The sequence below is a fragment of the Parabacteroides sp. ASF519 genome (assembly GCF_000364265.2).
Classification (GTDB): Bacteria; Bacteroidota; Bacteroidia; order Bacteroidales; family Tannerellaceae; genus Parabacteroides; species Parabacteroides goldsteinii.
On the sequence record NZ_AQFV02000006.1, the window covers coordinates 4,349,253 to 4,363,615 of the forward strand.

The 14,363-nt window shown below is 44.7% G+C and carries 15 protein-coding genes and 1 pseudogene; 10 read left to right on the plus strand and 6 right to left on the minus strand.

All coding sequences use genetic code 11. From position 1 onward, the window contains the following. Position 1 precedes the first annotated feature (1 nt). Positions 2-1,581 (plus strand): annotated as a pseudogene (locus C825_RS17205) (efflux RND transporter periplasmic adaptor subunit). Between the two features lie 82 nt (positions 1,582-1,663). On the opposite strand, the gene C825_RS17210 reads toward C825_RS17205, so the two are convergent. After that, the gene (locus C825_RS17210) at positions 1,664-1,891 is read right to left on the minus strand and encodes a winged helix-turn-helix domain-containing protein (protein WP_007659257.1); all 228 of its coding nucleotides are present in this window, start codon (positions 1,889-1,891) and stop codon (positions 1,664-1,666) included. 335 nt (positions 1,892-2,226) lie between these two features. Between C825_RS17210 and C825_RS17215 the strand changes: the two genes are divergently transcribed. Further along, positions 2,227-2,526 carry a GNAT family N-acetyltransferase gene (locus C825_RS17215; RefSeq protein WP_007659256.1) on the plus strand — a complete coding sequence of 100 codons (300 nt, stop codon included), beginning with the start codon at positions 2,227-2,229 and terminating at the stop codon, positions 2,524-2,526. Between the two features lie 13 nt (positions 2,527-2,539). Next, entirely contained in the window at positions 2,540-2,767 is a 228-nt protein-coding gene (locus C825_RS17220; RefSeq protein WP_007659254.1) for a (4Fe-4S)-binding protein, read from the plus strand. 70 nt (positions 2,768-2,837) lie between these two features. Here C825_RS17220 and C825_RS17225 read toward each other — a convergent pair whose 3' ends face one another. Together C825_RS17225 and C825_RS17230 are read right to left on the minus strand one after the other, a co-directional pair. Further along, complete coding sequence (locus C825_RS17225; protein ID WP_007659252.1) at positions 2,838-3,335, minus strand: hypothetical protein; 498 nt, start codon at positions 3,333-3,335, stop codon at positions 2,838-2,840. A gap of 121 nt (positions 3,336-3,456) precedes the next feature. After that, a complete protein-coding gene (locus C825_RS17230; RefSeq protein WP_010803405.1) occupies positions 3,457-4,092 on the minus strand; it encodes a hypothetical protein in 636 nt (211 codons plus the stop codon). 177 nt (positions 4,093-4,269) lie between these two features. Here C825_RS17230 and C825_RS17235 point away from each other — a divergent pair, with 177 nt between their 5' ends. From C825_RS17235 to C825_RS17245, 3 genes are all read left to right on the plus strand, one after another. After that, entirely contained in the window at positions 4,270-5,478 is a 1,209-nt protein-coding gene (locus C825_RS17235; RefSeq protein ID WP_044214660.1) for a BT3233 family polysaccharide utilization protein, read from the plus strand. Between the two features lie 104 nt (positions 5,479-5,582). Next, positions 5,583-6,536 carry an IS110 family RNA-guided transposase gene (locus C825_RS17240; RefSeq protein ID WP_010800681.1) on the plus strand — a complete coding sequence of 318 codons (954 nt, stop codon included), beginning with the start codon at positions 5,583-5,585 and terminating at the stop codon, positions 6,534-6,536. Then, complete coding sequence (locus C825_RS17245; RefSeq protein WP_007657317.1) at positions 6,533-6,841, plus strand: hypothetical protein; 309 nt, start codon at positions 6,533-6,535, stop codon at positions 6,839-6,841. Before C825_RS17240 ends, C825_RS17245 begins: the two co-directional genes overlap by 4 nt. Before the next feature lie 439 nt (positions 6,842-7,280). Here C825_RS17245 and C825_RS17250 read toward each other — a convergent pair whose 3' ends face one another. The 3 genes from C825_RS17250 to C825_RS17260 are packed head-to-tail and all read right to left on the minus strand — an operon-like array spanning position 7,281 to position 9,689. After that, entirely contained in the window at positions 7,281-7,625 is a 345-nt protein-coding gene (locus C825_RS17250; RefSeq protein WP_010803407.1) for an MGMT family protein, read from the minus strand. Positions 7,626-7,631: 6 nt separating this feature from the next. Next, on the minus strand, positions 7,632-8,492 hold the full coding sequence (locus C825_RS17255; protein ID WP_010803408.1) for a DUF6599 family protein: 861 nt from the start codon (positions 8,490-8,492) through the stop codon (positions 7,632-7,634). A 12-nt stretch (positions 8,493-8,504) separates the two neighbouring features. Beyond that, on the minus strand, positions 8,505-9,689 hold the full coding sequence (locus C825_RS17260; protein WP_010803409.1) for an aldo/keto reductase: 1,185 nt from the start codon (positions 9,687-9,689) through the stop codon (positions 8,505-8,507). 151 nt (positions 9,690-9,840) lie between these two features. Here C825_RS17260 and C825_RS17265 point away from each other — a divergent pair, with 151 nt between their 5' ends. From C825_RS17265 to C825_RS17280, 4 genes are all read left to right on the plus strand, one after another. Next, on the plus strand, positions 9,841-11,118 hold the full coding sequence (locus C825_RS17265; RefSeq protein ID WP_010803410.1) for a carboxypeptidase-like regulatory domain-containing protein: 1,278 nt from the start codon (positions 9,841-9,843) through the stop codon (positions 11,116-11,118). Between the two features lie 53 nt (positions 11,119-11,171). Beyond that, a complete protein-coding gene (locus tag C825_RS17270; protein ID WP_010803411.1) occupies positions 11,172-11,723 on the plus strand; it encodes an RNA polymerase sigma-70 factor in 552 nt (183 codons plus the stop codon). Then, positions 11,720-12,589, plus strand: a complete 870-nt coding sequence (locus tag C825_RS17275; protein ID WP_010803412.1) for a FecR family protein — start codon at positions 11,720-11,722, stop codon at positions 12,587-12,589. Before C825_RS17270 ends, C825_RS17275 begins: the two co-directional genes overlap by 4 nt. A gap of 65 nt (positions 12,590-12,654) precedes the next feature. After that, positions 12,655-14,187 carry an STN and carboxypeptidase regulatory-like domain-containing protein gene (locus C825_RS17280; RefSeq protein WP_154278322.1) on the plus strand — a complete coding sequence of 511 codons (1,533 nt, stop codon included), beginning with the start codon at positions 12,655-12,657 and terminating at the stop codon, positions 14,185-14,187. Positions 14,188-14,363: the final 176 nt, after the last annotated feature.

Below are 14,363 nucleotides of genomic sequence, written 5' to 3' on the forward strand. Positions count from 1 at the left end.
CATGAAAAAGATAAAAGAATGGTTTAAAACCAAACAAGTACAATATATCCTGTTTGCAATGGCCGGTTTATTTCTAGGCTGGTTATTCTTCAGTCCGTCCTCCACAACACCCCAGGTAAACGACGAACATCATAGCCATGACAGCATTGCGGCCCCCCCCACGGTCATGATCTGCAACAAGATGAAAACGGCGTATGGACCTGCTCCATGCATCCTCAAATCAAACAGGATAAACCGGGAAAATGCCCGATATGCGGTATGGACCTGATTCCTTTACGCAAAAGCGGTAATACCCACGAGAATGTAGACCCTTCCGCTATCCAGTTATCGGAAGAGGCAATAGCACTGGCTAATGTGCAAACTTCACGTGTCAGCAAAGAAAACCCGGTTAAAGAAGTGCGCCTGTACGGTAAAATAGCACCGGACGAACGGAGCCTGCAATCGCAAACCGCCCATGTGGGAGGCCGCATAGAAAGTCTGGCCGTCGATTTTACCGGCGAAACGGTCCGTGCCGGACAAACGTTAGCCACCCTATACTCGCCGGATTTATTCACAGCACAACAGGAATTACTGGAAGCGATCAAAATGCAGCAACCCGCCTTAATAAAAGCTGCCCGCGAGAAACTGCAACTCTGGAAGATGACGGATGCTCAGATAACGGCTATCCAACAATCCGGCACCACCTCTCCTACCGTAGAGATTAAATCGAATACAAGCGGTATCGTTATGTCGAAACGGGTCAGCCAGGGGGATTATGTTTCGCAGGGAGCCGTACTATTCGATGTTGCCAACCTTTCAAAGGTATGGGCCATGTTCGATGCCTATGAAACAGACCTGCCTTTCCTGAGTAAGGGAGATCCGGTCTCATTCACCATGCAGGCTTTCCCCGGCAAAGTATTTAAAGGGCGTATTGCCTTTATCGATCCGATTGTCAACCCGACCAGCCGTACTTCCCGTGTTCGTGTCGAAGTAGCAAATCCGGGTATGGAACTGAAACCGGAGATGTATGCGACAGCCATCGTCGACGCTCCCCTGAAAGGATATAAAGATCAGATTGTCGTTCCCCAGACAGCCGTACTCTGGACAGGCAAGCGGTCTATCGTTTACGTCAAACAACCGGACATGTCTACCCCGACATTCCAAATGCGTGAAGTGGAACTAGGTCCGTCGTTAGGCAATGCCTATGTGATACTGAAAGGGCTTTCGGATGGAGAAGAAATTGTAACCAATGGCGTTTTCTCTATCGACGCCAGTGCACAGTTGGAAGGAAAAACATCCATGATGAATAATGACGGAAACACGGCCCACCCAACTCAAAGCGAACATGCCATGTTCGGAGTAAAAGGAGCCTGCGACATGTGCAAGCAACGAATTGAAGATGCCGCCAAAAGCGTAAAAGGAGTCACTTCCGCCTCATGGGATAAAGAAGCGCAAATGATCCATCTGCAATTCAACCCGGAACAGACCTCTGCTGATGCCATTGCCAAAGCGATAGCCAAAGCCGGGCACGACAACGATAAGTATAAAACAGACGACAGTGTTTACAACAAGCTCCCGGCTTGCTGCAAGTACCGTCAATAGAAGAGTAAAGCGCAAACAAAAAGGGCTACAATTCATTTTGTATCCCTTTCCCGTTTGCGCTTCAAAAATTATCCTCTTCCTATCAATAATACGTCTCTGTTAGCGGAATATTTACTTCGACAGATAGTGCCCCACTGCCATCACTACAAAAACGTACTTTGTTTTCCCGGGCCAACCAACCCAATGCGAGAAAAATAACAGACTCCTTACAATGAGTCATCTCTCCAATCTTTCTGATAGACATGTTACCTCTCTCTGCGAGCAAGCGCCAGATCTGACCAGCACTTGAACCAACGTCATTCTTATTCATAACACTCCATTTTTTGATATGTGACCTAAAACTAATAATAATGGATCAAACGGACATGTTCCATTTGACTCCTATATTAGTTATTTATACCATTATTACTCAACTTTCGCACAAAACAAATGACTTTGCTTTATAAATGAAACAACCTTGACACTAAAAATGTTTCATAAAAACCATACTTATTCAATATAAATTGAAAGATAAACAAACTTTAGGCTTACAATCAGCAACTTCCGTCATTCATTTTTCTGATAAAAAGAATTGTAAGAACCATAAACAAAGCCTTTCCCTAAACTGTTTGAATTATATAGAATCAAATAAAACAATTAGGCGATATGGACGATTATGAATTAATTGATAACGAAGAGAGACACCAATACGAATTTCACATTGGCAAATACGTTCCGAAAATTGAGTATATAAAAACCAAGAACGGCGAGATATACCTTACACACACCGAAGTGCCCGTAGCCCTCGAAGGGAAAGGTGTCGGCAGCCAACTGGCTGAAAAAGTGCTGAAGGATATAGAAAAACAAGAATTGCGCCTGGTTCCGTTGTGTCCCTTCATTGCCGGATACATCCAAAAGCATCCGGACTGGCGACGCATAGTAATGAGAGGTATTAACATAGGATAAAGCGATTATAGATATGGGAAAGAAAATTGAATATTCAAACGGCGAACTGACAATTATATGGCAGCCTGACCTTTGTCAGCATTCGGGTATTTGTGTAAAAACATTGCCACAGGTATATAACCCCAAGGAAAGACCCTGGGTTAAAATAGAAAATGCAACCACCGATGAATTGATCGCACAGATCAACAAATGCCCGTCGGGAGCACTTAGTTACAGGCTTAATAAAAAAGAAGAAGAATAGGTAAATAAATAAATGCTATAACTTAATTACTGACTTCCGTCGGGCTCGTTCACAGGCCGGCGGAAGTTTTTTATTTGAGGCGGCCTTCTATCCCTAACTGGTAAAGGAATAATCCCCAGTTTTCTTCACGTATTTCTGTGTTCAACCGGACTTGCTCCACATCGATATTTGCCGGATAACTGTCATTCAGATAGTATTTATCCTCAGCAGTATCATAATACAACACCAGGTCGTTATAAACCGTACTCACACTCGCCATCACATCGGAGACATTGGTCGCCGTAAACAACTCCGTATCGGCCAATATAACAAGTATCTTTTCATACTGCTCCAGCTTTTCCTTAAATACCGAATGGTCGTAGAACCTGATTTCTCTGGTATCTCTGTTAAACCATTTTATATCGTTTCCTGTAAAAAGGATTTCATTTCCTAAAGGCAGGTTATAAACCTTATGACCTAAACCGACCACAACTATTTCAGAGTTTTCATTCAGCGTGCCGTCATTCTCACAGCCGGCAAACGTCAGCAATAAGAACAAAAATGATATGAAGTAACATAACTTTTTCATCAGACTATCATTTAGACTACTGTATCTGCACGGAATAAATTCAGGAACAGAGAAATAGCAGTCTCAAAATTAGCATTTTAAATTGGATGCACAAATCATTCCGGAAGAAAAAGTAAACCTGTCAGGGCATGGCATTATAGTAACGCCAGGTATCATCACGTTTACGGTTCCTCCGCTTATTCCTTTCCTCTTTCGAAAATATCCATTTCAAGATATCGTCCAGAGAAAAATAGAGTTTGACGGACCCGCCCACGGTTCCCCGCTTCTGTCCGTCTTTTACCACATCTGAAGAATACAGGTTCCTCCCTCCTGCCGCAGCCGTCACCGGCAGCTTGCCTATCTGTATCTCTTTTTTGTCGATAAGCCGTGTGGGAGGAGGCGTATAGGCCTCTTTGTTTATTTTCGGAATTGTATCCAGTTCCATCTTATAGAGACGGTAAACACTTGGGGGCATCGACTTATAATCCACGTTATTATGTATGCTATCCGTATCTGCATGCAAATATTCGGAGAAATCTTTCAGGAGAGGCAATTCAGAGGGGGCCTCCAGTATCTGCTGTCCGGGTTCATCTTCCATATGGATCAATTTACCTTCGCGGATAGCTTTCTGAAACTCCGGATTAACGCGTATCGTATCCTTTCCGGATAAAACACGCGACAACCACACCGAATCTTCTTCACTCCAATGCTGTGCATAGAGCTGAACCGGCAAAATACCTGTCAACATCAGAATAAGTAAACACTGCTTCAACTTCATACTATAGAAACGATAAAAAGACAATTTTACTGCATGACAAGAACAACCATTAAGTAGAAAAATAGTTGTTTACCGGCGATGAACTTTGTAAACTTCGCGAATATTCATACTTTTACTGCCGGTTTTAGAACTGTTTATCACAAGGGCGAAATATTTATAAACTACAATATATTATTTATGAAAAAGATTATCAGCTTATTTTTAGCAGCTACCGCATTTGCCTGTACACAGGAGCAAAGCGTAGATGTAACGGTTACGAACCCGTCTGCCATCGACCGTTCAAAGGAGGTCACAGAAATTTCAATGGATGCCATTGCCAAACTGAATGGCGAATCTTTCATCATTTCCGACAATAACGGGACGCAGGTTCCTTATCAGATCACATACGACAAGAAAATTATTTTCCCTGTTGATGTGAACGCAAACAGCAGTGTTACTTATAAGATTAAACCGGGCACTCCCGAGGCTTTTGCCACAGTTGCCTGCGGTAAGTTCTATCCGGAACGTGTGGACGATATTGCCTGGGAAAACGACCGTATCGCTTTCCGTACCTATGGTCCGGCTTTGCAAGCTACCGGCGAACAGGCCTTCGGATATGATATCTGGACTAAATGTGTTTCCGAACCGGTTGTAGACATGCGTTATAAGACTGAACTGAACCCGGAATCGAGAGCCCAAATAGCCGAACTGCGCAAAACAGACAAGAAAGCAGCACAGGAACTCGCCAATTCGATTTCCTACCATATCGACCATGGTAACGGACTGGATTATTATAAAGTAGGCCCGACACTGGGTGCCGGTACTTCCGCCCTTCTTTCTAACGATTCCATCGTTTATCCGTATTGCTACAAAGACTATGAGATTCTGGATAACGGTCCGTTGCGTTTCACTGTTAAATTGGTTTACAATCCGCTGAAAGTAAAAGAGAATGACAATATCATCGAAACACGTATACTTTCACTGGATGCCGGTTCGCAGTTGAACAAAATTACGCTTACGTTTGCCAATCTGAATGAAGCGACACCACTTGTAACCGGTATCGTACTGCACGAGCCGAGCACAGACTATCAGGCTGATGCCGCAAACGGCTACATTGCATACGCCGACCCGGAAGACCCGACAAACGGACAAATCTATATCGGAGCCGTCTTCCCTGAAAAACTGAGTGATGCGAAAGCTGTAAACTTCTCCGACGCTGAGAAAAAACAACGCGGAGCAGACGGTCATGTACTGGCTTATGCTACTTATGCACCGGGCAACGAATATACGTATTATACCGGAGCCGGATGGAGCAAATGGGGTTTCAAGAACTCTGCCGAATGGTTCAAATATATCCAGGACTTTGCTCAGAAGGTAAAACAACCGTTACAGGTTACTGTAAAGTAAAAAAAGATATATCATGAAACATCCATGAAATAAATTTCGTCCAAGAGAATGTAAATAGGGGGTATTGTTTACTTTAGTGTCATTCACTCGAAAAAACGAATGCAATGAAAACAGTACCTTTTGAACAAGTCATCCTCCGGGGTTGTGGAATAGATGTCCACAAGGACATGGTAGTTGCTACGATAAGTGGCGAAGGTCTCAAAACTGAAACCCGCAGTTACAAGACCTTCAGTAGTTCTTTGACAGAATTAAAAGAATGGTTATTATCCAGTGGCATTACGCATGTAGCCATGGAAAGTACCGGTGTTTACTGGAAGCCGGTTTATAAGATTCTTGAATGTCCAGATATGAAAGTCTGGATCGTGAACGCACGGCACATCAAGTATGTTCCCGGGCACAAAACGGATAAAAAGGATAGTGCCTGGATTTGCAAACTGCTTTTAGCAGGTTTGTTGAAACCGAGTTATATCCCGGAGCGTGAACAACGTGAGCTTCGTGATTTAACCCGTTACCGTAACAAGTTGATCCAGCATGTATCTTCTGAGAAAAACCGTATTGTTCGTATCCTGGAAGATTGTAACATCAAACTTTCCAGCGTGGTGTGCAGCCTGGACGGAGTCGTGGCGAACAAGCTGATAGATATGTTGATCGATAAGGGTCATGTAACAATGGATGACATAACTTGCATCTATCATAAAAAACTTGAAGCCAGTCCGGAACTTCTTTATCAGGCTTGTGAAGGCTTTATAGAACCGCATCACATCTATATGTTGCAGACCATCCGTAAAGATATGGAACAGACGAAAGCCATCATAGCTGACCTTACCTGCCGTATAAAAGAGGTTTTATCTCCTTATGAGAATGTGATGGAACTCTTGCAGAAGATCCCCGGACTTAGCCGGAAAACGGTTGAAGACCTGATAGCAGAGATAGGTGTGGATATGGAAGCCTTTCCAACCGAAAAGCACCTGGCTTCGTGGGCCGGTGTCTGTCCAGGCAATAACGAGAGCGCAGGTAAAAAAAAAGTGGTAGAACCACCCATGGCAACAAACAGTTGAAAGCCGTAATCACGGAGGCTGCGTGGGCAGCCACCCGTACCAAGAACACCTTTTACAGTGCACGTTATCACCGTTTAGCCGCCCGTCGAGGGAAAAAGAGGGCTTTAGTAGCAGTAGGACACTCGATCCTGAAATCGGTATGGCATGTACTGAAAGAGGCTTGTGAGTATAAGGAACTCGGTGCGGAATATCTCAACCAAAGGATGGAGCAGAAACGGAAAAATTACTTGAAGAAAGAGCTGGAAGCACTTGGCTATAAAGTTAAAATCAGCCGTGATGATGGTCCAATCCCAGAAGTAGGTTAAAAACATAGAGAAGGTCGATTTTTACTGGCTTGTTGTCGTAAGAAACAGCAAGAGGTCGCTCATGAAACTGATCTCAACTGCTAAGCGGTCAAGACTGCGAGTCCTTTAACGCGTGTATGAAATTTTTTTTCTTAGCTGTTGTAAAATTATAAAATGCCCAAAGATAATAGCCAACCGCATTTGTATCTATACAAGTGCTCTCTTTTGTTTTGTCTGAACTCTAAAAAAATCAATTTATTAATGGTTTAAACGGCTCTCTTGAGATAGGGAGCGCAATTTATTTACATATGAAAATTCTCATATATTATGATACTGCATTCTCATATATTATGCGACTCCAGTATCACAATATATGAGAATGTAGTGTTATAATATATGATATAAGCATCATAATAGATAGAGTCTCTGCGTTCACTCCCGAAAATTCACCCGTTGCCTGTCACGGGACAAATGATATCTCATCCAAAGGATTCCAAAAGACCTTTTTCCAATCTTTTATACGGTTATTTTCAACCCGGATACCTTCCTCTTCCAGTTTTTCCTGCATTTCGGTCGGCGTGCCGAAAGCATCTTTGCCGGATAATATTCCTTGACTGTTCACTATCCGGTAAGCAGGAACTCCCACTTCCGAACAACCTCCCAACACTCTGCCGACCATCCGCGACATATTCGGATAACCGATAGCACGGGCTATCGCACCATAACTGGTGGCACGTCCGTACGGAACCGTTTTCACCATCTGGTAGACAGCCCCCACAAAATCCTCTTTATCAAAATCAGACATATAATATTATAATTTTCCTGCCAGTTCCTTCAATAAATCATCGCCACAGGCAACCGTATCTCCATTCTCATTATAAACGCCAATCAGGTAACGTCCTTTCCAAAGTACCGGAATGTCCCCGTTATAACGGTCTTTGACCAACAACGCGCCCTCTTTTAATTCATCCGCCTGTTTGGTGAAAGCCATATACCGGGTCAATATATTTTTAACCCCGGCAGAAGAACCGCCGTCCAATACAAACAACTGGAAAGTCTGCCCTTCTTTTTCATACTTCACCGTATATACGGCACGCAGAAACTCATGGCCGATAAAATTTGAAGTAATATAAGCAGCCGAATAAGGAACTTGCCCCTCCGCAGGGAATAAACGGATAACAGAAGGATAGCCGGCATCGGCATCCAACCTTCCGGCAAGCGCCTTGCCTATCGCCTGCAATTCTTCGGACACATCGCCGGATGCATTACTCCACATCTTCAAATACATATTTCCGGCAAAGAAATACAGATTCGTCTTATCTCCCTGCGCCTCTCCCCCGACAGGTAAATATGCCAGGTCGGATGAACGCTCGGCAGCATACATTCCGAAAGCATCTTCCGGTGTTGCATGCCGGTAAGCCTGTATCGTAATGTACTCGCTTCCTTTTTTATACTCCATGGAAGTCATTTCCCTGAAGTTATTCTCAATGAAAAGCGGAGCCGCCCCGTTGATGCGGTCAAAGAGATTATCCGGATTGAAGACCTCCACCTCGCCGGATATCTCCCAGCCGTCTACTGCCGGCAGCCACGATTTCAACTCGTCCGGTGTCTGCGCCTTTAAAGGACAGAGGGACAACAGGAAAAAGAGTAACAAATAATTGCTCTGTTTCATACGTTCGTTTTATTAAGTCAGAAATTCGTCAGGCACCTGCATCACCGGCGTTATCGCAGCAATCTTTGTCGAAACATCGAAGCCGGAAGGACATTTTACCTGGCAGGTTTCGCAATTGGAACAAATATCCGCCGAAAGATTCAGTTCTCCAAGTGTTTCTTTCGACATTCGCGAATATTTATAACCGTAAGCATACATGTAGGCCCGCATAATATCAGGAATAGGAAGATGTTCAGGACATTGCGCCCGGCATTTTCCGCATTGCTGGCAATACAACATTTCCTGTCCGCAAAGGGTAGCCAGATATTCCTGGTCGCCGGCGGTCAGTTCCGGGGAGCGGGCAGCAACCAGGCATTCATCCAGTTCATCATAATTGGAGAAACCGGGGATGGCAGTCGTGATATGTTCGTTCTTCCAGGCCCATTTCAGGCAGGCCTGTGCGTTAATCTTTTTCTTTCCCCCAGCGTCTTCGGTACCACCGGTCATCGTCTTCATGGCAACCAGACCGACACCGGCTTTAGCGGCACGGGCTATGGCCTCTTCCGTCTCTTTCAGATTTGACAGTTTGAAATTATAACTCAGCAGGACAACATCGTAAATACCGGCTTCAACGGCAGCATCCAGCAATTCAGGTTTGCCGGCATGAATGGAAATGCCCAGGAAACGGGTTTTGCCATCCTCCTTAAACTTCTTCATGACGGCAACCACGCGCTCATCTTTTATCTCTTCCACTTTATCCAGAGCATGAGCGTAGAAGAGATCGACCTGTTCCATATTCAGGCGTTGCAGACTCTGGTCGATCAATCTTTCATACGAATCTTCGAAATCATCCCTCAAAGGATAATCGAACTTTCCTTTGGTAGCAATAAAGAAGCTCTCACGCGGCTTCCCGGCAAAGAACTTACCCAGCATTTCTTCATTCTTCCCGCCCTGATAGCCGTGGGCCGTATCAAAATGGAATATACCGGAATTATAGGCAGCTCTTACCACGTTCGGATTGTCGGCACGCATCACACCCATACTCAGTATCGGCAGTTTTACACCTGTCCTGCCAAGCGTACGGACAGGAATCTCATTTTCATTAGCAGTCACCTGGGGAAGACCGGCAGCCCTGGCTCCCGGAATTAACATCGCGCTTACGCCGGCAGTGGCTGAAAGCCGAAAAAAATCTCTTCGATTTACATGTTTGGTTTTCATAAGATAATATATTAGTATATGTAATTGTCCGACTGAGCCTTACAAATATAGAAAGATTTATCAAAATAATTCACTTTTTCCATAGGGTATTCATTTCCTGAACGATCTTATAAGTACAAACACGATTATTCACCATTAAAACAATACAAAGATGAAAACACTGTGTAGACAATCCATCGGTTTTTTGCTGATCTTATTATTGGTGGCAGGTAGTAGTCCGTTGCTGGCGCAGGACCAACCGGTACGTGACGATGCCGATCCGGAATTTATCACCATCAGCGGAGTTGTCAAAGACAAAAATAATAAGAAACGGCTGGAGTATGTGAACATTTCCATCCCCGGCAGTACTTCAGGTACTATCACCAACGAAGACGGGGAATTCTCTTTCAAGATAAAAGACGCTTCCCATGTGAAGGCTGTCGAAATATCCCATATCGGATACTATAATAATAAGGTAGAAGTAAGCGGCAAGAACCTCTCCGACCTGACCGTCTGGATGACGCCTTACGAGAATATGCTCGACGAGATCATCATCCATGCCAAAGAACCGCGTTACCTCGTGGAAGAGGCTATCAAGAAAATCCCGGAGAATTACAGCAAGAAAACGAATATGCTGACCGGCTTCTATCGTGAGACGGCACAGAAAGGCCGACGCTACATCAATATATCGGAAGCCGTGATCGACGTTTACAAAACGCCTTATCACGAAGCCATAGACCGCGACCGTGTACAGATTTACAAAGGCCGTAAACTATTGAGCCAGCGAAGTACCGATACGCTTGCCGTTAAACTGCTCGGCGGTCCCAACCTGTCAATCCTTTGCGACATCGTGAAGAACCCCGATGTATTGCTCGACAGGGAATGTCTGCCCTACTATCTGTTCAAAATGGAAGAATCAACGAATATCGACAACCGTCCGCAATATGTAATCAGTTTCAAGCCGCAGGTCATCATGCCGTATGCCCTGTATTACGGAAAACTTTACATAGACAAGGAACGACTCTCATTCACCCGTGCCGAATTCAACCTGAGTATGGACGACCGCAACAAAGCGACCCAGGCCATCCTCAAGAAGAAACCGTTCGGATTACGTTTCCGCCCGCTTGAAGTTGCCTATCTGGTAAACTACAAGGACCGCAACGGCGTAACTTATCTGAATTACATTCGCAACGGGGTACGTTTTAAATGTGACTGGAAACGCAAATTATTCTCTACCAACTACACGATTATCTCGGAAATGGTCGTAACAGACGGAAAGGAAGAAAACGTAACCAACATTCCGTACAAGATGGCATTTAAGGAAACACAATCGTTGTCCGACAAGGTAGAAAACTTTATGGATGAAGATTTCTGGGGAGCCTACAATATCATCGAACCTACGGAATCACTGGAAAGTGCTGTCAACAAATTAAAAAAGCAACAGAAATAAATTTCAATATCTTTTCGTACATTTGAAGGACTCTAATCATTAAGATCCACGGCATGCTGAACGATTTATTCGTACTAACAAAGATTAAAGAGGGGGACGTCAAAGCTTTCGAAGGTATCTTCCGGCTCTACTACTCCCCTCTTTGCCTCTACGCCGCCGGTATCACCGGCAGCATGGACGTCGCCGAAGAGATCGTGCAAGAGTTGTTCTACGTATTCTGGAAAGAAAAGGAGAAACTGCAAGTGTTCCGTTCCCTGAAAAGTTATTTGTACGGGGCCGTACGCAACCAGTCTCTCCAATACTGCGAACATCAGGAGGTGCGCAACCGTTACCGGGAAAACGTATTGTCAGGTAATCAGGAAAGCAAGCCGGCCGACCCGCAGGACCAACTCGAATACAAAGAACTGGAAGCTCTGATAAACAGGACTCTCAATAAGCTGCCCGAACGCCGTTTACGCATCTTCCGGATGCAGCGTTTCGAAGGTAAGAAATACGCGGAGATAGCCTCCGCCCTCTCTCTGTCCGTCAAAACAGTGGAAGCTGAAATGACCAAGGCACTTCAAACACTCAGGAAAGAAATTGAGAATTATACACAAACAGTATGACTCGTAAAGAAAGGGACAACAGAAAAACGGACCGGGCATGGGAGAATGTCTACCAACGCCTGGAAAAGGATGGTTTATTGGACCATAAGGAGAAAAACAGTATCATTCCTTATGGAGACATGCGCCGTCCTCCACTCTGGAAAATTATTTCGGCAACAGCAGCAATGCTAGTATTCTGCATTTATCTGTCTACAATTTATTTTAATCAAACAAATAAGGAAACCGACCGCAACCTGCTTACCCGGCAGAACATGGAAACAACGACCCTTGCCACCACGCTTGAAGACGGCTCTATCGTCTATCTGGCAGGCAACGCCGCCATCCATTACCCGGAACATTTTCAGGCGGACAAGAGAGAGATCACCTTACAGGGAAATGCTCTTTTCGACATTGCAGGCAACCGCCAGCGTCCTTTCCTTATCGAAACCGAAGATACACGTATCGAGGTGTTGGGTACGGCGTTCAATGTAAAGAGCGACAATACCCAGCCGTTTGAACTGTCCGTACAAAGGGGAATGGTGAAGGTGACGCTGAAGCAGAGCGGACAAGATGTTTACGTAAAGGCAGGTGAAACCGTCACCCTCTCTTCACGAAAGCTGGAAGTAAGCGAAACAAAAGACCACGGACAATTTGCAACCTATGTCCGGCAAATACGTTTCAAGGATGAAAGGCTGGCCGATATCCTCCGCATTATCAACCTCAATACGGAAGATATCCGTTTTCAGACAACACCGGAACTCGAGGACAGGCAACTCACCGTTACCTTCTCCGACAATTCGCCGGAATCAATGGCAGAGTTAATCTGCTTTGCCCTGAACCTGAAATGTACACGTGACAAAAATGTGATTACTTTGCATGAGAACTAACGGGATAAAAAGGATACAAGGTGAAACTGAGCGCTACATATCGTCTATTATTGATCCTCATCGGGATGCTGCTGATGACAGCTTCCCCTTTGCAGGCAGATGATAAGGGCGATAAAGATGTGCTCGAACGCCTTATTCAAATTCCGCGAAGCAAGGAGACTGTTTACCAGTTACTGGGAAAGGTTTCCGAACGTTCCGGCTACCTGTTCATTTACGACAGTAAAATCATCGACAACGAACAGGTCGTAAAAATACCGGGAGGCAAATACACTATAAAAGAGGCCATCTACCATATTATCGGTAACCGTGACCTGGATCTCCGCGTGATCGGCAATCATATCCTGATCTCCCGCCCGGTAGAACCGCAACCCGTAAAGGAGGCACTGCAACCAGCCCTTCCGGATACAGTTTCGTATTTTACCCTCGAAGGCATTCTGCGGGACAAATATACCAACGAACCGATACCGTTTGCCACAGTCAGCGTCAGCGACGACGGCTCCATCGGCAATGTCACCAACCAGGGTGGCGAGTTCAGGCTGCGTTTACCCGACAGCCTGCGCCAGTCGCAGATCAACTTCTCGCATGTCGGCTACCTGCCTTATGCAATAGAAAGTTCATTGTTGGCAGAACGTTACAGTATGCTGACACTGGAACCGAAAGTGATTCCCATACAGGAAGTGGTTATCCGTATCGTGAATCCTTTGCGCCTGTTACGGGAAATGCAGGAACACAAAAGCCTGAACTATTCCCAGGAACCCGTCTACCAGACTACTTTCTACCGGGAAGGCATCGAACGGAAAAACAAATTCGTCAGCCTGACGGAAGCAGTTTTTAAAATATACAAAAGTGCGTACACCAACCGTCCGGTCACCGACCAGGTCAAGCTGTTGAAGATGCGCCGTATCACCAACAAACAGGAAAAAGATACGATCATCGCAAAAATGAAGTCCGGAATCAATGCCAGCATACAGCTGGATATCATGAAGGATGCACCCGACTTCCTGCTGCCGGAAAGCGATGTGAATTATCCCTATGTCTATGCCCATTCCGACATCACGGTAATAGACGGCCGGATGGCAAACGTGATCTCTTTCGAGCAGCGTGATTTCATCAACAGCCCTCTCTTGAAAGGAAACCTGTATATCGATTCGGAAAACAGTGCGCTGCTGCGGGCCGAATTCGAAATACACCCTAAATATGTAAAAAATGCAGCCGGCATGCTGGTTGAAAAGAAAAGCCGTAACCTGAAAATAATCCCGCAAAAGGTTATCTACACCGTTTCTTATAAACCCTGGAACGGTACTTATCACATCAGTCATGTAAGAGGAGACCTTCATTTCAAAGTAAAAAAGAAAAAACAACTGTTCGGCAGTTCTCCCCTTCATGTATGGTTCGAGATGGTGACATGCAAAACAGATACTTTCAATGTCAGCCGTTTTGGCCGGAAAGAAACATTATCGACCCGGACAGTGTTCTCTGAAACAAAATTTAATTATGATGAAGGCTTCTGGGGTAACTTCAATGTGATTCCTCCGGAAGAAAAACTGAATGAAGCGATTGGTAAAATATCGTCAAAAATAGAAGAAACAGGTTACTAAGTGGTTAAAAATCATAAAGAGGGCCTTTTCTCAAAGGCCCTCTTTATAGGTTTTTAATAGGTATTAGTCTTTAAGGCAAAAAGATTGTTTAGGTTATCTGCATGCAAAGATGCGGGATTTTATGTTACTGAACAAATAAAAAAAGATATTATAAAACACATTTTTAAAATTATCGA